The sequence below is a fragment of the Streptococcus infantis genome (assembly GCF_047460825.1).
Taxonomy (GTDB): domain Bacteria; phylum Bacillota; class Bacilli; order Lactobacillales; family Streptococcaceae; genus Streptococcus; species Streptococcus infantis_V.
The window spans coordinates 24,865-43,445 of sequence record NZ_JASHFO010000008.1 but is presented as its reverse complement, the minus strand read 5'-3'; the positions used below and the strand labels follow the sequence as shown (position 1 = coordinate 43,445).

The window sequence follows — 18,581 nt, the reverse complement described above, 5'->3', positions numbered from 1 at the left end:
GAGAAAAAATTATGAAAAAAGATAGTATCTGCCAAGTGAATATTATAAATCAACAAAATGTTACAACCGCAACGAACTACCTTGAAAAGGAAAAAGTCCAAAAATCACTTCGTATTTTATCAAAGTTTACCAATAATAAACAGATAAATATCATCTTTTATCTCCTTGCTGTTGAAGAACTCTGTGTCTGTGATATAGCCTGTTTACTAAATCTCAGTATGGCATCTGCCTCCCACCATCTTCGTAAACTAGCCAATCAAAACATCTTGGATACTAGAAGAGAGGGGAAAATTATATATTATTTTATAAAAGATGAGGAAATCAGAGATTTTTTTAATCAACTAGGATAACAACTATTTTTACTACTTTACCATTCACTCTACCTTTTATTATGTAGCATTCTAAAAACATTGATGTACCAACGTTTCTAACAGCTGAAATAGAAATTATTTAATCTTTTTATAGAAGTGAAGTAAGCATTCAATACGAATCAATACATAAGAAAAACGCTGATTTCAAGCGTTTTTTCTTTTTCCCAATTTCAATAAAAATTAACTAAATAATTACATTTTTCGTGTAGTTTTTTAAAATCAAACATAAATTTTATTAAAGCATATATTCGTGAGCATATAATTTGTGTGCGCTCTCACATTATGATATACTATATTTAACCCAAATATATTGGGGTTGTGAAAGGAGGGTGCATATTATGTTGTGGTCCATTATTGTAGGAGGTTTTATCGGTCTCGCTGCAGGAGCAATTACTAAAAAAGGTGGTTCAATGGGAATCATTGCAAATATTTTTGCTGGTTTAATTGGGTCATCCGTCGGCCAATCGCTTTTTGGGACATGGGGACCTTCTCTAGCGGGAATGTCAATTATTCCATCGATTGCTGGTGCGGTGATTGTTGTCGCTGTAGTATCATTCCTTTTGGGTAAAAAAGATTAACTTTTTACTCAATCATAAACTATAGATTTAAATTTAGTATTGACGGGTAAACCTATAGTTTAGTGCTTTAATTGAAAGGATTTTATATGTCAAAATCAAAGAAAATATTACTACTTATTTTCTGTATTTTAATCTTGACAATTTTCCTTCCTATTTTGATAGATTATCACCAGGTTAGTGATTTAGGAATTCAATTGACTAGCTGGCGACAGACATCATTTGAATATTATCTCGCTAGATATGTATTTTGGGGGCTTCTAGGCCTGTCTATCTTAGTTTTATTATGGGTCTTAGTAATCCTGTTTTATCCTAGACAATATCTGGAAATAAAACTTGGAACTAAAGACGACAAATTAAAACTAAAAAATTCAGCTATCGAAGGATTTGTTAGATGTTTGGTTCTTGATCATAAGCTAGTTAAAGAGCCTAAAATCAAAGTACAAACTTGGAAAAAGAAATGTTTCGTTTCTGTAGAAGGTACAACTGTTCTTTCAGATAACATTGCTAACAAATTTGAAGTAGTTCAAAACGAAATTACTCAAGGATTGAAAGAATTCTTTGGCATTGATCGAGAGGTTAAACTGGAAGTTTCAGTGAAAGAATATGACCCTCAAAAAGCAGCTAAGAAAATTGTTAGTCGTGTAAAGTAAGGAAGTAAAAAATGGAATGGTTTAAAAAATATCAATACCCAATTCTATGTGGTGTAGTAGGTATTATTCTAGCTTGCTTCATCCTATCCTTTGGTTTCTTTAAAACGATGTTTGTTTTAATTTGTGGAGCTTTAGGAATTTGGTTGGGATACTATGTACAGAAGAATTATTTAAATAAATAAAGGAGTTTCATATGTCAAACGTAGAAAAAAATGCAAATGAAAAACAAGATGTTGTTTCTAAAGATGTTCGAGGAGAATTAACTTACGAAGATAAAGTTATTCAAAAAATTATCGGCCTTTCACTAGATAGAGTTCCAGGACTATTACATGTTGATGGCGGATTTTTCTCAAATCTTACAGAAAAAATTGTGAATACTAACGATGTAACACACGGTGTTAACGTTGAAGTTGGTAAAGAACAAGTAGCAGTTGACTTGAACGTTATCGTAGAGTACAGAAAAAACGTTCCAACTCTATACAAGGAAATCAAAGACGTTATCGTATCAGAAGTTGCAAAAATGACTGATCTAGAAGTAGTTGAAGTTAACGTTAATGTTGTTGACATCAAAACTAAAGAACAACATGAAGCAGACTCAGTTAGCCTTCAAGATCGTGTAACTGACGTGGCAGAATCAACAGGTGAGTTCGCGTCAGAACAATTGTCTAGAGTGAAATCTGGTATCGGTTCAGGTGTTGCAGTAGCACAAGAAAAACTTGGCGAAGGCGCTGAGTTCGTTCAAGAAAAAGTTGGTCAAGGCGTTGAAACTGTTAAAGACGCTGCAGCCAAAGCAGAACCACGTGTTCACTAATTACTAATTTAGAAAAAAATAAAAGGAGGACATACTTATGTCTACAGAAGAAAAATTAAACCAAGCAGCAGGATCTGTTAAAGAAGGCGTTGGCAAATTGATCGGCGATAAAGAACTTGAAAAAGAAGGAGCTGCTGAAAAAGTTGTTTCTAAAGTGAAAGAAGTTGCTGAAGATGCAAAAGATGCTGTAGAAGGTGTCGTTGAAGGTGTAAAAAACATGCTTCATAAAGATGATGCTAAATAATTAAATTTAGGTAATCTTGCTATTTTTCTCGAAAACACTCCCAGCTAGGGGGTGTTTTTGTTATTCGTTTTTATCAATGCACATTTTATAGAGAAAAAAAGAATACAGGACAAACAAATTCCTGTATTCTTAAAATAACTTAGAACAGATATGATAATGAAACGACTAACATGATTATAGTGCAAATTATTTTTACGATTTTTACATATTGTTGTTTGAACAATTTATCAGAGAAAAGACTCAATACAAGCGCAACCCAAAACAAAGTAGTTTTTAAAATAAAAATAGTCATGATTCATACTCCTTTCGTTATTTTGTTAATCCAGTAAATAAGTTGAATAGTAAGTATTTAATCTGCAAATATGTTTATCTTTTCCGAAAACTCCTTTGGTCATTAATCGGTATCTCTATCTATCTTTATTATAGTACAAATAACATTATTAAACAATTATATTTATCCTTTATAAACTAACATTTGGCCATTTGACAAGGATGGCTACCTGCTCCGAACTTGCTTCTAAAAGGAAGCAAGTTCAACTCTCACTGCCTTTTCTCTCCTCCTATTTTTGAGAGCGCTTGAAATATGTTATAATAGTTCTAGATTATTTTTTTGGAGGCAAACCGTGGGAAATTTTATTGAGCTAGTCTTTCATCGTTTCTTTTTGGGGATGATAGCTACAGCTTATTTTTGGTTATTGACACTAGCGGGAGGTGTGGTTTTTGGTATAGCGCCAGCTAGTGCGACTCTCATGAGTTTATTTGCGGAACACGGCTATTCTTACCGTGCCTATGGTTTTAAAGAGGCTTGGACTCTTTACAAGAGCAATTTTGTTAAAAGCAATCTCAGTTTCTACACCTTTATGGGACTTGACTTGATCTTGATTTATGGTTTGTATCTCATGATCCAATTGCCGCATCAGACCATTATCCACTTGGCAGCGACTTTTCTGAATATCTTTCTGGTAGCTTTGGTATTTTTGGCTTATACAGTTTCTCTAAAATTGCAAGTTTATTTTGACTTATCCTATCAAAATACCTTAAAGCTTGCCTTTATTGGAATTTTTATGAGCTTGTCAGCAGTGGCCAAGGTTCTTCTTGGTAGCGTCTTGTTAGCCATCATTGGCTTCTATATGCCAGCCCTTATCATTTTTGTAGGGATTGGTATGTGGCATTTCTTTATTAGTGATTTATTGGAGCCTGTTTATGAAAACATTCATGAAAAATTGGCGTCCAAATAGAATGAAACAGTTTTGGCTTCATTCGCTCCTTCGAACCTATAGCTGGGTGATGATTGTCATCATTGCTAGTTTTGCTCTTTTGATTTCCTATGTAAACTGGGATAGTCGCGAAAAAGAAGCAAGACAGGTTTCCCAGCGGGTTTTGACTCGAACAGTGAGCGAGGTTGAGTATTACTATCGAGAGTCAGCGCGTTCAGCCCAAAGTTTAGTAGATAATCAAGCGCGAATCGAGGGAATTTATAAGTATTTTAGCCTTAGTACACCGGATTATTTTTACTGGCAACTGGAACGTAAGGCATCACCCTATATTTCTGTATCCATTTATGAAAATATTGATGACCTTTATGTGCGCAATGATTTTGTAACGGGTGTAGCCATTGTCTTGCAAGACTCAACAGAAGTTTATGTTTCGACTAGGGACAATCGTAGTGGTTACAAGGTTTCTGCAGACGCCTTTAAGCCAGATGCTAATAGTTTTGCTGTTCCCGTATCCGATCCAGTATCGGATCAAGCTCTCGGAGTTATTTATGTTTCTGTATCTTCCGATGTTTTTTATAAGGCTATTGACAATACCAGAGGAAATATTCCAATTGCTGTGAGCATAACCTCTCCTTTTGAAACGGATATGTTTCACCAAGGTGAAAAAAGTGATCGAGAGGAATGGTTGCAAGACGAGACTGCTCATGGTTATCAGGTTCAGGTTGCTGTTCCGCGAGGTTATGTCCTTAGTGGTAGTATCTCTAGTTCTGTCTTTATTCTTGCTTTGAGTCTCCTCTTTATCGTTATTTTATATGTAACCTTGAAAAAAACATTTTCGAAGTATCAAACACAGGTTGTTGACCTAGTGGAAACAATCCATGATATTGCGCAAGGGGAGCAGGGAAAAAGAATTGATCTCACGAAAAAAGACCAGGAATTGCTTTTAATCGCTGAGACGACAAATGATATGTTGGACCGATTGGAGAGAAATATCCATGATATTTACCAGCTTGAACTGAGTCAAAAAGATGCCCATATGCGCGCCCTACAAGCTCAGATAAATCCACATTTCATGTACAATACCCTCGAGTTTATACGGATGTACGCGGTCATGGAAAACCAAAATGAACTAGCGGATATTATCTACGAATTCAGTAGTCTCCTGCGCAACAACATCTCTGATGAGCGAGAAACAACATTAAAGCAAGAAGTGGAGTTTTGTCGGAAGTACAGTTATCTCTGTATGGTTCGCTATCCAAAATCCATTGCTTACGGATTTAAGATCGACCCTGGCTTGGAAGAAATGCGCATTCCAAAATTCACCCTCCAACCCTTGGTGGAGAATTATTTTGCTCATGGAGTTGATCATCGACGTACAGATAATGTGATCAGTATCAAGGCCTTGAAAAAAGAAGGCTATGTTGAAATTTTGGTAACCGATAATGGGCGTGGAATGCCTGCCGAAAAATTAGCAGAGATCCAGGACAAATTAGCTCAAAGAACCTTTGAACATACAGTGGATTATAGTGGGAAACGGCAGTCCATTGGGATTGTCAATGTGCATGAGCGCTTTGTGCTCTACTTTGGTGACCGGTATGATATCAGTGTAGAATCTGTTGAAAAAGAAGGTGTTCGCTATCGAATTACCATTAAAAATGAAGAGAAAGGATAAAGATGTATAAAGTACTTTTAGTGGACGACGAGTACATGATTACAGAAGGTCTCAAACGTTTGATTCCTTTTGATAAGTGGGATATGGAAGTCGTTGCAACAGCCAATCATGCTGACGATGCTCTGGACTACGTTCGAGAACATCCCGTCGATATTGTTATTTCAGATGTCAATATGCCTGACAAGACAGGGCTTGAAATGATTGGGGAGATGAAGGAGTTGTTGCCAAATGCTTACTATATCCTTCTTTCAGGCTACCAAGAATTTGACTATGTCAAAAAAGCCATGAATCTCAATGTCGTTGATTATCTGGTTAAACCGGTCGATAAGGTTGAACTGGAACGCTTGCTTGAAAAGATTGTCAGTCAGCTTGGTGAAAAATCTCATGAGCCCGAAATATTGAGTCAGCAACTCGATGAAGAAGCCTTCAAGACTCATCTCAGCCAAAAAGAAAACTGGTGGATTGGGCTTTCAAAAGAAAAACAAGGGGATTTTGTTATTCCTTACTATGTTCTAGGTCAGGACTGGCAGATCATCCTTGCAGATCAGGAATTTGAGGGCTTATTGGTCATGCCTTTTGAAGCTCCTTATCAAATCAACTTTGAAAAGTGGAAGCGTGATGTTGAAAAGACTCTCTTTTATGGCTCGGTCAATTTGGATCATTCTGAAAGTCTCTTTTCTTACTACGAACCCATCTATCGAGTGATTATTCAAGGAAATCTCCAGCAGATTATCGAGGAGTTGACCTTACTTGAGAAGATTGTCTTAGAAAACACACCGAGGGTATCCATTACCAAGCAGCTCTTTACCCAGTTTGTCATGGATGTTTTCCATCTTTTTGAACATCTGAAGGCAGACGACATGACAGATATTGTCAAAAACATCCATGCCATTACAACTTTTGAGGACCTAGTCGCTTATACCAAGGAAACCTTGACATCCTTCTTCGGCCAATACCGCATGAATGAAAATGTGGTCAGTGTACTTGAAGTTATTGGTAGAGATTACCAAAAAGAGCTTTCTCTCAAGGATATCAGCAAGGATCTCTTTATCAATCCCGTTTATTTGGGCCAGTTGATTAAGAAGGAAACCAATTCCACTTTTGCAGAGCTTCTCAATAAGCAACGTATCAAGGCAGCTCAGCAGCTCTTGCTATCTACTAATGATAGTATCGAGGATATCTGTTATACAGTTGGTTACAGTAATGTTGGTTATTTCTATAAGGTCTTTCGAAAACTATGTGGGAAGTCTCCTAAAGCCTACCGTAAACAGGTGGAAGCAAACTTGTAGGATTTGTTTTACTTGTTAAAATATGCTATAATAAACTAAAAAAACATAAGGGGGTTGCTTTAATGAAAAAGAAACCAATCTATCTATGGGTATTACTGATTTTTTCAGCCTTACTCTCAGCAATGTCACTATTTGGAATCATATCTCCAGTACCTACTGCGGAGGGTATGAGTAATCTAGAAACATCAGCATCAGGTGTTAATGCTACTTATGCTAAGGAGCTCGTTGCTTACACCATTAAGGTATCGGAGCATGGTCATTCAATCTTCAGCATTCTCTTGGTTGTCTTATCTGTTATTCTGGTTGTTGTGGCTTTGGTTTTCCTTATTCGTAAAAACCTTCAATTGGCTAACTACACTTATCTTGCTTATGTCTTCGTTGCCATCGTTGGTTCTATCTACAATTTTATCGGCGTTCAGGATGCGGTTTCACTTTTTACAGACCCTAATATCCGTATGGGAGCGGAGCTTGGTGCCAAAGGTTCAGCTATTTTGGGGATCGTACTCAATGTTATCTTCCTAGCAATCGTCTTCTATAAAATGTGGCGTCAGCAAAAAGAATTGACAGAAACTCAAGAAGAGGAAGAACTTGCCTAAGAGTTGACAAAGCATAACTATCAAGATACAATCTTGGTAGTTATTTTTTATGATTCAAAAAAGGAGGAGAAAATGAAAAAAATTTCCTTAGTCTATATCAGTCTGAGCGGAAATACGGAGAGTTTCGTAACACGATTGAAGGCTTACCTATTAGAACAGTATGAGAACATTGAAGTAGAAAAAATTCATATTAAAGATTTGGTCAAGGAGGGAGAGAATTTCTTTGAGATGACCAATCCATATGTCGCTTTTCTACCGACTTATCTAGAAGGTGGCAATGGAGTTGACAATGGTGATGTGGAGATTTTGACCACTCCAGTAGGGGGCTTTATCGCTTACGGTGACAATGCCAGCAAGTGTTTTGGTGTCGTAGGATCAGGCAATCGTAATTTTAACAACCAATACTGTTTGACGGCTAAACAATACAGCCAACGCTTTGGTTTCCCTGTTCTAGCTGACTTTGAGATGCGTGGTATGCTGGGAGATATCAAGAAGGTTGCAGGGATTATTGCGGAACTCTATGAATTAGAAGCTTTGTAAGAGGCTAGATTTTCTGAGGAAGAGTTTTATTCTATGGATAAAGGATTTACTTCAAAGGGGACAATCGAAATGAGTAAACTACAGAAATCATTTTTAAAGTATATAAAACGCAAACCAAGCTTCAAGGATATTATGCTTTGCAGTGCCTTGCTACTCTTAGCGATCGCTCTGCTGCAGTTCTCCGAGAAATTTCTTGATGAAAGTTTGTCAGCATACGGAACTATAGCATCACTAGGGATTGTTATATTGGTGGGAATCATAGTTCTCAGGAAAAAATAGAAAAGGACTCGAGAAATACTATCTCGAATCCTTTTTTTATTTTCTGATGTCTTCAACAATTTCCTTTGCAATCATGATTCCCAAACGATATCCTTTATTGATGTAGTCAATGACATCGTTGATGTTTTCTGTTGTTTGAATCTTTTCCTTGATAGTAGCGCGAAAAGTTTCATCCTTTAACAGTTGCTCTTGTAGGAGTCTTTGTAGTTTCTCTTTTTCATATTTATTAACGAGAAAGAGAAAAAGAAGACTGATAACAACTAAGATATAAGCATACTGGCTCATAAAATTTCTCCCTAAGTGATAAAGAAGTAGGTGGTAAGAGAAAAGCGAAAAAGATTTTTCGCTTTTCAAGTAATGACAATATAGAAATTAGGCAAGTGATCGCTAATCTAAAATAGTAGATGTAATGCCCTCCGCCCCTAGTACCAAATAAAAGTCCTAGAGATTTAGGATTGGTTGCTTAAGTCGCTCTGTAATCCCGTAACTTTAAGATTGAGACGTCTTTCGGTAGAAATCGATCATATTTCTATCGAAAGACTAGTGAAGCGCCTAGCCAAACTCTGAATAGGATTTGGCGTTAGTTACTTAGACTGCAATACAATAAAGTGATTAAAAGCCTACGACATGAGCCTAACCAAATCGATATTATTTGGTTAGGTGAATTAGTGAAGCGTTTAGGCAAATCGTCAGAGTTACGACGTTTTAGGACATAAATCGATAATATTGATGTCCTAAAACTAGTGGAGCAGTTAGCTAGTCCGCATAAAAGCGGCTAGCGTCTAACAATTAGGAACTTTAGTTCCAATTGTTAGTACTGAATCACATCTTCTCTGGTGCTTCTACACCCAATAAACGAAGGGCTTCTTTGAGGACAACTGCTGTTGCATAGCTGAGGGCTAAACGACTGTCGCGTTCTGGACTTTCATCCAAGATACGAGTGTGAGCGTAATATTTATTAAAGGCTTGCGCTAAGCTAATTGCAAATTTAGCAATGATAGAAGGTTCAAAGTTATCCGCCGCACGGTTGATTATACGTGGGAAATCTTGGATTAGCTTGATGATTTCCCAGCTTTCAGCATCGTTCAAACTGTAGTTGGCGCCTGCTTCAGGTTTGAAATCGGCTTTACGCAAGATGGATTGGATACGAGCATAAGCGTATTGGACATAAGGACCAGTCTCACCTTCAAAGGATACCATGGCTTCGAGGTCGAAGTCGTAGCCATTTGTACGGTCAGTTTTAAGGTCATAGAATTTAATGGCCCCAACTCCAACAGCATGAGCGACTTGGTTTTTGTTTTCAAGTTCAGGATTTTTGGCTTCGATCTGCGCTTTAGCACGGCTGATGGCTTCTGCAACAGTTGGCTCTAACAAGATAACATTCCCTTTACGAGTAGAAAGTTTCTTTCCTTCTTTTGTTACCAATCCAAACGGAACATGGACAATGTCTTGGCTCCAATCGTAGCCCATCTCTTGCAAGACAGCCTTAAGCTGTTTAAAGTGAGCAGATTGTTCTTGACCAACGACATAGATAGATTTGGCAAATTGGTATTCGTTTTTACGGTAAAGGGCAGCAGCCAAGTCACGTGTGATGTAGAGAGTTGCACCGTCAGATTTCTTGATAAGAGCTGGGTGTTCAATTCCATATTTTTCGAGATTAACAACTTGGGCTCCTTCTGACTCAACAAGAAGTCCTTTTTCAGAAAGGATATCTACAACTGCATCCATCTTGTCATTGTAGAAGGCTTCCCCGTTGTAGCTGTCGAATTCAACCTTCAATTCATTGTAAAGGCGGTTAAATTCCACCAAACTTTCATCACGGAACCATTGCCAAAGTGCGAGAGCTTCCTCGTCTCCATTCTCAAGTTTACGGAACCATTCGCGTGCTTCTTCATCCAAGCTAGGGTCATTTTCAGCTTCAGCATTGATGCGAACGTAGAGTTTAAGAAGTTCATCAATCGGATGAGCTTTTACAGCTTCTTCGTTGCCCCATTTTTTGTAGGCAACAATCAGCATTCCAAACTGTTTGCCCCAGTCTCCCAAATGGTTGACCTTGACTGTTTGATAACCGATTTTTTGGAAAATATGTGACAAGCTATCTCCGATAACAGTTGAGCGTAGGTGACCAATAGAGAATGGTTTAGCAATATTAGGACTAGACATGTCGATAACAACATTTTCTTGTTTACCAATATTTTGGTCAGCATAGTGTTCTTTTTCAGTGATAACAGCTTGTAATACTTGAGCAGAAATGGCATTTTTATCAAGGAAGAAGTTAACATAAGGTCCAGTAGCGACGACTTTTTCAAAGGCTTGGCTATTGATTTTTTCAGCGATATCTGCTGCAATCATTTGTGGAGCTTTTCTCTCAACTTTTGCTAGAGTAAAGGCAGGGAAGGCGATGTCTCCCATGTCAGAGTTTTTGGGTTGTTCTAGTAAATTTAAAATAGCCTCTTGATCCAGGCTGTCAATGACGCTAGCCAATTCGCTAGCAATCAATTGTTTTGTATTCATTATAAACTCCTTTGGACTTTTCTTCTATTTTATCACAATTTTGAGGAATGATAAGAATTTTTTTGAAATATTCAGTTTTTTTGGTATAATGTTCTTATTAAATAGTTGTAAAATGTTATAAATATTCACTCGAGAGGATGTTATGAGAAAAAGAGAACGTCATCAGTTGATCAAGCAGATGATCACTGAGGAAAAATTAGGGACTCAAAAAGAGATCCAGGATCGGTTGGAAGCACGCAATGTTTTTGTGACGCAAACGACCTTGTCGCGTGACCTTCGCGAACTGGGCTTGACAAAGGTTAAGAAAAATGATAAGGTCTACTATGTACTAGCAAATGAGACAGAGAAGATTGACCTGGTTGAGTTCTTGTCCCATCATTTGGAAGGTGTAGCAAGAGCTGAGTTTACCTTAGTTTTGCACACTAAATTGGGTGAAGCCGCAGTTTTAGCCAATGTTGTCGATGCCAACAAGGATGAATGGATTTTAGGAACAGTTGCGGGTGCCAATACTCTCTTGGTAATCTGCCGAGATCAGCATGTTGCTAAACTCATGGAAGATCGTTTGTTAGATTTGATGAAGGATAGATAAGGTCTTGGGAGTCTCTCTCAAGACTATTTTTAACAAGGAGAGAATGGATGATGACAGAAAAATTATCACCTGGCATGCAACAGTATGTGGATATCAAAAAACAATATCCAGATGCTTTTTTGCTCTTTCGTATGGGTGATTTTTATGAGTTATTTTACGAAGATGCAGTCAATGCTGCCCAGATACTAGAAATTTCACTAACCAGTCGCAATAAGAATGCTGAAAATCCTATTCCCATGGCTGGTGTGCCTTATCACTCTGCCCAACAGTATATTGATGTCCTAGTGGAGCGTGGCTACAAGGTTGCCATTGCTGAGCAGATGGAGGATCCTAAGCAGGCAGTAGGGGTTGTTAAGCGCGAGGTTGTGCAGGTGATTACCCCTGGTACAGTCGTTGACAGCAGTAAACCAGATAGTCAAAACAACTTTTTGGTGGCCATCGACCGTGACGGTCAGCAATTTGGTTTGGCATACATGGACTTAGTGACGGGTGATTTCTATGTGACAGGTTTATTGGATTTTACCCTGGTCTGTGGTGAAATCCGAAATCTTAAGGCAAGAGAAGTTGTCATCGGCTATACCTTAACTGAAGAGGAAGAACAGATTCTCAGCCGTCAAATGAATTTGGTGCTTTCTTATGAGCAAGAATTATTTGAAGACATACATCTGCTGGATCCACGCTTGGCGCCTATTGAACAAGCTGCCAGCAGTAAGCTTCTTCAGTATGTTCATCGGACTCAGATGAGAGAGCTCAACCATTTGAAGCCAGTTGTCCGTTATGAAATTAAGGATTTCTTGCAGATGGATTATGCAACCAAGGCTAGTTTAGATCTAGTAGAAAATGCTCGTTCTGGCAAGAAACAAGGGAGTCTTTTCTGGTTGCTAGATGAAACTAAGACTGCCATGGGAATGCGTCTTTTGCGCTCTTGGATCCACCGTCCCTTGATTGACAAGGATCGTATCCTTGAACGTCAGGAGGTTGTACAGGTCTTTCTGGATTATTTCTTTGAACGTAGTGATTTGACAGAAAGCCTAAAGGGAGTCTACGATATTGAGCGCCTGGCTAGTCGTGTGTCTTTTGGGAAAAGTAATCCTAAAGACCTCTTGCAATTAGCGACTACCTTGGGAAGTGTTCCACGAATTCGAGCAATTTTAGAAGGAATGGAGCAACCAGCTCTTGCCTATCTGATTGAACAATTAGATCCTATTCCTGAGTTGGAAAATCTCATTAGCGCAGCCATTGCTCCTGAGGCTCCTCATGTGATTACCGAAGGTGGTATTATTCGGACTGGTTTTGACGAGACCTTGGACAAGTATCGTCGTGTGTTGAGAGAAGGAACCAGCTGGATTGCTGAAATTGAAGCCAAGGAAAGAGAAAACTCTGGGATCAATACTCTTAAGATTGATTACAATAAAAAAGATGGTTACTATTTCCATGTGACCAATTCGCAGCTTGGTAACGTACCAGCCCACTTTTTCCGTAAGGCTACGCTAAAAAACTCTGAACGATTTGGGACAGAGGAGTTGGCTCGTATCGAAGGAGAAATGTTAGAAGCGCGTGAGAAATCAGCCAATCTTGAATACGAAATTTTTATGCGGATCCGTGAGGAGGTTGGCAAGTATATCCAACGCCTGCAAGCCCTAGCCCAAGGAATCGCTACTGTCGATGTCTTACAAGGTTTGGCAGTGGTAGCAGAAAATCAGCACTTGATTCGGCCAGAGTTCGGAGAGGATTCACGAATTGACATTCAAAAAGGTCGTCACGCTGTTGTTGAAAAGGTCATGGGAGCCCAAACCTATATTCCCAATAGTATCCAAATGGGTGAAGAGACTAGCATCCAGCTGATTACAGGGCCTAATATGAGCGGGAAGTCAACCTACATGCGACAGTTAGCCATGACAGCAGTTATGGCCCAGCTGGGTTCTTATGTGCCTGCAGAAAGTGCTCGCTTGCCAATCTTTGATGCTATTTTTACCCGTATCGGGGCGGCAGATGACTTGGTTTCAGGCCAGTCTACCTTTATGGTAGAGATGATGGAAGCCAATAATGCCATTGCGCATGCGACTGAGAAATCCCTCATTCTCTTTGATGAGCTAGGACGTGGAACGGCAACCTATGATGGCATGGCCTTGGCTCAGGCCATCATCGAGTACATCCATGAGCATATTGGAGCCAAGACTCTTTTTGCGACTCACTACCATGAATTAACCAGTCTGGAAGCTAGTCTTGAACATCTAGTAAATGTTCACGTGGCTACGCTTGAGCAAAATGGCCAGGTCACTTTCCTTCATAAGATAGAACCAGGACCGGCAGATAAATCATACGGGATTCATGTTGCTAAGATTGCGGGTTTACCAGTAGACTTACTAGCAAGGGCAGATGCGATTTTAACTCAATTAGAGAGCCAGGGAACAGAGAGTCCTGTTCCAATGAGACAAACGAATACAGTCTCTGAACAAATTTCCCTATTTGACTCGGCGGAAGAAAATCCTATTCTAGCAGAATTGGCTAAAGTAGATGTGTACAATATGACACCGATGCAGGCCATGAATCTCTTGTTAGAGCTGAAGCAAAAATTATAAGTCAAAACCCACTCAAAAGACTGAGTGGGTTTCTGTTGTATTATTTTTTCTGAGCCAATAGTTGATTGATGTGGGCAACCTTCTTTGATTCTCTTTTATAAAGAATCGTCCAGATGATGAGATATACGATTGCAAACTCTGGTATAAGCTGAAGGATGAAAGTCCAGTGGAGAGGGAGCCAACCAGCTAGGATTGCTAAAGGAACAAAACCTAGCAACATAAGGAAAAAGTGAGTGACAGTAGCACGAAGAAGACTCCAGTCTTGAGTGAATAGACGACTGCCGAAACTAAAGAGAACTCCGATAGCTGCCCAGATGATAGAACAGTAGAGCAAAACTAGAGCGCCATGTACCTGTTGTTGGGTTATGAATTGACCAATCAAAGAGTTGGGGCTAAGTGGTGCATAGTTGCTTGGTGAATAGATAAAAGAAAAGATAATAGATAGGATGAGGCCGATGAGGATACCAGTTGTGGCATCGTGGAAAATTTGTTTTTTCATAGTTCTAATTTCTCCTTAATGGTTTTGAGGTAACGGCGGGATGAGTATGTAAAACTGTCGTTTTTAAGATAGATTTCAATCAAGCCGTTAGAGGTTAGTTTTAGATGACTGATAGCATCAATGTTGACAATTTCCGATTGGGAAATTTGGATAAAGGAAGCAGGTAGAATTTCACTCGCTTGGTAAAGGCGAATGTCTAGAGTGTAGGTTCTAATATCCGTTTCAGCCAACACTTTACGGTTTTCAATATAAACGCGCTGAATAGTACCGACTTCAATGAGATAAAGCTGATCTTGAAATTTTCCTTTAAGAGTTTCTTTTTGATCCAGTGATTGAACAAAGTCTTGAACTTTTTGAACTCTAGGGGACAAAGATGGTGCTTCTATGATGATTTGTTCTTCTGCATATTGTTGATCAATGTCAAGTCTGACTTTCATATTTTCTCCTTTGTAAAGTTGTAATAGAGATCTCTTACTTACAAATCTATTAAACACCATTTTCTTGGCAATTACAAGAAGCTTTGTCTATGTGGTCGATTGAAGAGTCTATCTGGTAGGTGACCGTTCTCATAGAATTTTTAGAGTAAAGAAGTCAAAAAATAAGAAGAAATATATTGACAAAAATAGAAAAAAAGTGGTACAATAATAGACGGTACTTTTTACTTTTGGTCTCTCAAGAGTGTACAGGGACGTGCTGACAAATGTTGCAAAAGTACACACAGATGATAGCTGTCACCAAGTGTATCATCACCAAAAATAAAAAAAACACAGGAGAATGTAGATGCCTACAATTAACCAATTGGTTCGCAAACCGCGTAAATCAAAAGTAGAAAAATCTAAATCACCAGCTTTGAACGTTGGTTACAATAGTCATAAAAAAGTTCAAACAAACGTTTCTTCACCACAAAAACGTGGTGTTGCAACTCGTGTTGGAACAATGACACCTAAAAAACCTAACTCTGCCCTTCGTAAATTTGCTCGTGTACGTTTGAGCAACCTTATCGAAGTTACTGCCTACATCCCAGGTATCGGACACAACTTGCAAGAGCACAGCGTGGTGCTTCTTCGCGGTGGACGTGTAAAAGACCTTCCAGGGGTACGTTACCATATCGTCCGTGGTGCACTTGATACTGCAGGTGTTAACGATCGTAAACAAGGCCGTTCTAAATACGGTACTAAACGTCCGAAAAAAGCATAAGGAAAGGGGATAAAGAGAAATGAGTCGTAAAAATAGAGCTCCAAAACGTGACGTATTGCCAGATCCGCTTTACAATTCACAATTAGTTACTCGTCTTATCAACCGCGTTATGCTTGACGGTAAACGTGGTACAGCTGCTTCAATCGTTTACGGTGCTTTTGAACAAATCAAAGAAGCTACTGGTAACGATGCACTTGAAGTATTTGAAACAGCTATGGAAAACATCATGCCTGTACTTGAAGTACGTGCACGTCGTGTTGGTGGATCAAACTACCAAGTCCCAGTTGAAGTTCGTCCAGAACGTCGTACAACACTTGGACTTCGTTGGTTGGTAACAATCGCTCGCCTTCGTGGTGAACACACAATGCAAGACCGTCTTGCAAAAGAAATCTTGGATGCTGCTAACAACACTGGTGCAGCAGTTAAGAAACGTGAAGACACTCACCGCATGGCTGAAGCTAACCGTGCTTTCGCACACTTCCGTTGGTAAGATCATGATGCTAGGAACGGCAAGGGTGCAAAGTGAAAATAGGAAACTGACGCAGTATTCGACGAATACAAGGAAGTTTATCTTTTTCACACAGCATCCCGTTCCGGCTCAAATCGGCTAATTAACTTTAGCCCGGTTTCAATTGAGCTAATATCGGTTAATTAACTTTAGCTCAAGTTCAACTCAACTTATCTACAAGTTGAAACCAACAATAACAAGATAAACATTGAGAACGGGTAGGTCCTGCCTATCCGTTTTTATTAAATCGTGTTATAATAGAATAGAAATAAAAAAATATAGGAGAAACAAACCTCATGGCACGCGAATTTTCACTTGAAAAAACTCGTAATATCGGTATCATGGCTCACGTCGATGCTGGTAAAACAACTACAACTGAGCGTATCCTTTACTACACTGGTAAAATCCACAAAATTGGTGAAACTCACGAAGGTGCGTCACAAATGGACTGGATGGAGCAAGAGCAAGAACGTGGTATCACTATCACATCTGCTGCGACAACAGCTCAATGGAACAATCACCGCGTAAACATCATCGACACACCAGGACACGTGGACTTCACAATCGAAGTACAACGTTCTCTTCGTGTATTGGATGGTGCGGTTACAGTTCTTGACTCACAATCAGGTGTTGAGCCTCAAACTGAAACAGTTTGGCGTCAAGCAACTGAGTACGGAGTTCCACGTATCGTATTTGCCAACAAAATGGATAAAATCGGTGCTGACTTCCTTTACTCAGTAAGCACACTTCACGACCGTCTTCAAGCGAACGCACACCCAATTCAATTGCCAATCGGTGCTGAAGATGACTTCCGTGGTATCATTGACTTGATCAAGATGAAAGCTGAAATCTATACTAACGACCTTGGTACAGATATCCTTGAAGAAGATATTCCAGCTGAATACCTTGACCAAGCTCAAGAATACCGTGAAAAATTGGTTGAAGCAGTTGCTGAAACTGATGAAGACTTGATGATGAAATACCTTGAAGGTGAAGAAATCACTAACGAAGAATTGAAAGCTGCTATCCGTAAAGCAACTATCAACGTTGAATTCTTCCCAGTATTGTGTGGTTCTGCCTTCAAGAACAAAGGTGTTCAATTGATGCTTGATGCGGTTATCGACTACCTTCCAAGCCCACTTGATATCCCAGCAATCAAAGGTATCAACCCAGATACAGATGAAGAAGAAACTCGTCCAGCATCTGACGAAGAGCCATTCGCAGCTCTTGCCTTCAAGATCATGACTGACCCATTCGTAGGTCGTTTGACATTCTTCCGTGTATACTCAGGTGTTCTTCAATCAGGTTCTTACGTATTGAACACTTCTAAAGGTAAACGTGAACGTATCGGACGTATCCTTCAAATGCACGCTAACAGCCGTCAAGAAATCGACACTGTTTACTCAGGTGATATCGCTGCTGCCGTTGGTTTGAAAGATACTACAACTGGTGACTCATTGACAGATGAAAAAGCGAAAATCATCCTTGAGTCAATCAACGTTCCAGAACCAGTTATCCAATTGATGGTTGAGCCAAAATCTAAAGCAGACCAAGACAAGATGGGTATCGCCCTTCAAAAATTGGCTGAAGAAGATCCAACATTCCGCGTTGAAACTAACGTTGAAACTGGTGAAACAGTTATCTCTGGTATGGGTGAGCTTCACCTTGACGTCCTTGTTGACCGTATGCGTCGTGAGTTCAAAGTTGAAGCTAACGTAGGTGCTCCTCAAGTATCTTACCGTGAAACATTCCGCGCTTCTACTCAAGCACGTGGATTCTTCAAACGTCAGTCTGGTGGTAAAGGTCAATTCGGTGATGTATGGATTGAATTTACTCCAAACGAAGAAGGTAAAGGATTCGAATTCGAAAACGCAATCGTCGGTGGTGTGGTTCCTCGTGAATTTATCCCAGCGGTTGAAAAAGGTTTGGTAGAATCTATGGCTAACGGTGTTCTTGCTGGTTACCCAATGGTTGACGTTAAAGCTAAGCTTTACGATGGTTCATACCACGATGTCGACTCATCTGAAACTGCCTTCAAGATCGCTGCATCTCTTGCACTTAAAGAAGCTGCTAAGACTGCACAACCAGCTATCCTTGAACCAATGATGCTTGTAACAATCACTGTTCCAGAAGAAAACCTTGGTGATGTTATGGGTCACGTAACTGCTCGTCGTGGACGTGTAGATGGTATGGAAGCACACGGTAACAGCCAAATCGTTCGTGCTTACGTTCCACTTGCTGAAATGTTCGGTTACGCAACAGTTCTTCGTTCTGCATCACAAGGACGTGGTACATTCATGATGGTATTCGACCACTACGAAGATGTACCTAAGTCAGTACAAGAAGAAATCATTAAGAAAAACAAAGGTGAAGAATAATTTACCGTCACTTTAAAAGAAGTCACTTTGTGGCTTCTTTTTTGGGCTCATTGTCAACTGTAGTGGG

21 protein-coding genes are annotated in these 18,581 nt (G+C 39.3%); 17 read left to right on the top strand and 4 right to left on the bottom strand.

The genetic code is table 11. The features are described 5' to 3' along the window. Positions 1-11: 11 nt before the first annotated feature. The 12 genes from cadX (at position 12) to QM911_RS03800 (ending at position 8,247) form a co-directional block, all read left to right on the top strand. Positions 12-350, top strand: coding sequence for a Cd(II)/Zn(II)-sensing metalloregulatory transcriptional regulator CadX (cadX, locus tag QM911_RS03855; RefSeq protein WP_414313171.1), 339 nt, complete (start codon positions 12-14; stop codon positions 348-350). Between the two features lie 359 nt (positions 351-709). After that, the gene (locus QM911_RS03850) at positions 710-949 is read left to right on the top strand and encodes a GlsB/YeaQ/YmgE family stress response membrane protein (RefSeq protein ID WP_414313170.1); all 240 of its coding nucleotides are present in this window, start codon (positions 710-712) and stop codon (positions 947-949) included. Between the two features lie 86 nt (positions 950-1,035). After that, positions 1,036-1,599 carry an alkaline shock response membrane anchor protein AmaP gene (amaP, locus tag QM911_RS03845; RefSeq protein ID WP_414258458.1) on the top strand — a complete coding sequence of 188 codons (564 nt, stop codon included), beginning with the start codon at positions 1,036-1,038 and terminating at the stop codon, positions 1,597-1,599. Between the two features lie 11 nt (positions 1,600-1,610). Continuing rightward, positions 1,611-1,781 carry a DUF2273 domain-containing protein gene (locus tag QM911_RS03840; protein WP_060955197.1) on the top strand — a complete coding sequence of 57 codons (171 nt, stop codon included), beginning with the start codon at positions 1,611-1,613 and terminating at the stop codon, positions 1,779-1,781. Between the two features lie 11 nt (positions 1,782-1,792). Further along, on the top strand, positions 1,793-2,410 hold the full coding sequence (locus tag QM911_RS03835) for an Asp23/Gls24 family envelope stress response protein (protein ID WP_414313169.1): 618 nt from the start codon (positions 1,793-1,795) through the stop codon (positions 2,408-2,410). 37 nt (positions 2,411-2,447) lie between these two features. Beyond that, positions 2,448-2,654 (top strand): CsbD family protein, encoded by a 207-nt coding sequence (locus tag QM911_RS03830; RefSeq protein WP_070459618.1) that lies wholly within the window; start codon positions 2,448-2,450, stop codon positions 2,652-2,654. Between the two features lie 623 nt (positions 2,655-3,277). Beyond that, complete coding sequence (locus tag QM911_RS03825) at positions 3,278-3,892, top strand: YesL family protein (RefSeq protein WP_075228764.1); 615 nt, start codon at positions 3,278-3,280, stop codon at positions 3,890-3,892. Next, positions 3,870-5,543: a sensor histidine kinase gene (locus QM911_RS03820; protein WP_414313184.1), complete on the top strand. Its 1,674-nt coding sequence runs from the start codon at positions 3,870-3,872 to the stop codon at positions 5,541-5,543. Before QM911_RS03825 ends, QM911_RS03820 begins: the two co-directional genes overlap by 23 nt. Positions 5,544-5,545: 2 nt before the next feature. Then, on the top strand, positions 5,546-6,832 hold the full coding sequence (locus tag QM911_RS03815; RefSeq protein ID WP_414313168.1) for a response regulator: 1,287 nt from the start codon (positions 5,546-5,548) through the stop codon (positions 6,830-6,832). A gap of 62 nt (positions 6,833-6,894) precedes the next feature. Beyond that, positions 6,895-7,428, top strand: coding sequence for an ABC transporter permease (locus QM911_RS03810; RefSeq protein ID WP_414313167.1), 534 nt, complete (start codon positions 6,895-6,897; stop codon positions 7,426-7,428). Positions 7,429-7,500: 72 nt separating this feature from the next. Beyond that, on the top strand, positions 7,501-7,968 hold the full coding sequence (gene nrdI / locus QM911_RS03805) for a class Ib ribonucleoside-diphosphate reductase assembly flavoprotein NrdI (protein WP_414313166.1): 468 nt from the start codon (positions 7,501-7,503) through the stop codon (positions 7,966-7,968). A 33-nt stretch (positions 7,969-8,001) separates the two neighbouring features. Beyond that, entirely contained in the window at positions 8,002-8,247 is a 246-nt protein-coding gene (locus tag QM911_RS03800; RefSeq protein WP_414313165.1) for a hypothetical protein, read from the top strand. A gap of 36 nt (positions 8,248-8,283) precedes the next feature. On the opposite strand, the gene QM911_RS03795 is transcribed toward QM911_RS03800, so the two are convergent. Both QM911_RS03795 and argS read right to left on the bottom strand, forming a co-directional pair. Continuing rightward, a complete protein-coding gene (locus tag QM911_RS03795; protein WP_414313164.1) occupies positions 8,284-8,532 on the bottom strand; it encodes a MarR family transcriptional regulator in 249 nt (82 codons plus the stop codon). Between the two features lie 537 nt (positions 8,533-9,069). Then, on the bottom strand, positions 9,070-10,761 hold the full coding sequence (gene argS, locus QM911_RS03790; RefSeq protein ID WP_414313163.1) for an arginine--tRNA ligase: 1,692 nt from the start codon (positions 10,759-10,761) through the stop codon (positions 9,070-9,072). A 142-nt stretch (positions 10,762-10,903) separates the two neighbouring features. On the opposite strand from argS, the gene argR reads away from it, so the two are divergent. Together argR and mutS are read left to right on the top strand one after the other, a co-directional pair. After that, positions 10,904-11,350, top strand: a complete 447-nt coding sequence (argR, locus tag QM911_RS03785) for an arginine repressor (RefSeq protein WP_001231485.1) — start codon at positions 10,904-10,906, stop codon at positions 11,348-11,350. 47 nt (positions 11,351-11,397) lie between these two features. Beyond that, positions 11,398-13,932 carry a DNA mismatch repair protein MutS gene (mutS, locus tag QM911_RS03780; protein ID WP_414313162.1) on the top strand — a complete coding sequence of 845 codons (2,535 nt, stop codon included), beginning with the start codon at positions 11,398-11,400 and terminating at the stop codon, positions 13,930-13,932. 40 nt (positions 13,933-13,972) lie between these two features. Here mutS and QM911_RS03775 read toward each other — a convergent pair whose 3' ends face one another. Both QM911_RS03775 and QM911_RS03770 read right to left on the bottom strand, forming a co-directional pair. Then, the gene (locus QM911_RS03775; protein ID WP_414313161.1) at positions 13,973-14,431 is read right to left on the bottom strand and encodes a DUF3021 domain-containing protein; all 459 of its coding nucleotides are present in this window, start codon (positions 14,429-14,431) and stop codon (positions 13,973-13,975) included. Further along, positions 14,428-14,868: a LytTR family DNA-binding domain-containing protein gene (locus tag QM911_RS03770; protein WP_414313160.1), complete on the bottom strand. Its 441-nt coding sequence runs from the start codon at positions 14,866-14,868 to the stop codon at positions 14,428-14,430. The genes QM911_RS03775 and QM911_RS03770 overlap by 4 nt, the downstream gene beginning before the upstream one ends. Positions 14,869-15,211: 343 nt before the next feature. Here QM911_RS03770 and rpsL point away from each other — a divergent pair, with 343 nt between their 5' ends. The 3 genes from rpsL to fusA all read left to right on the top strand — a co-directional run bounded on the left by rpsL (position 15,212) and on the right by fusA (position 18,514). Beyond that, entirely contained in the window at positions 15,212-15,628 is a 417-nt protein-coding gene (gene rpsL / locus QM911_RS03765; protein WP_001142333.1) for a 30S ribosomal protein S12, read from the top strand. Between the two features lie 19 nt (positions 15,629-15,647). Then, positions 15,648-16,118, top strand: a complete 471-nt coding sequence (gene rpsG, locus QM911_RS03760) for a 30S ribosomal protein S7 (protein ID WP_000087873.1) — start codon at positions 15,648-15,650, stop codon at positions 16,116-16,118. Positions 16,119-16,432: 314 nt separating this feature from the next. After that, a complete protein-coding gene (fusA, locus tag QM911_RS03755; protein WP_268709075.1) occupies positions 16,433-18,514 on the top strand; it encodes an elongation factor G in 2,082 nt (693 codons plus the stop codon). Positions 18,515-18,581 lie beyond the last annotated feature (67 nt).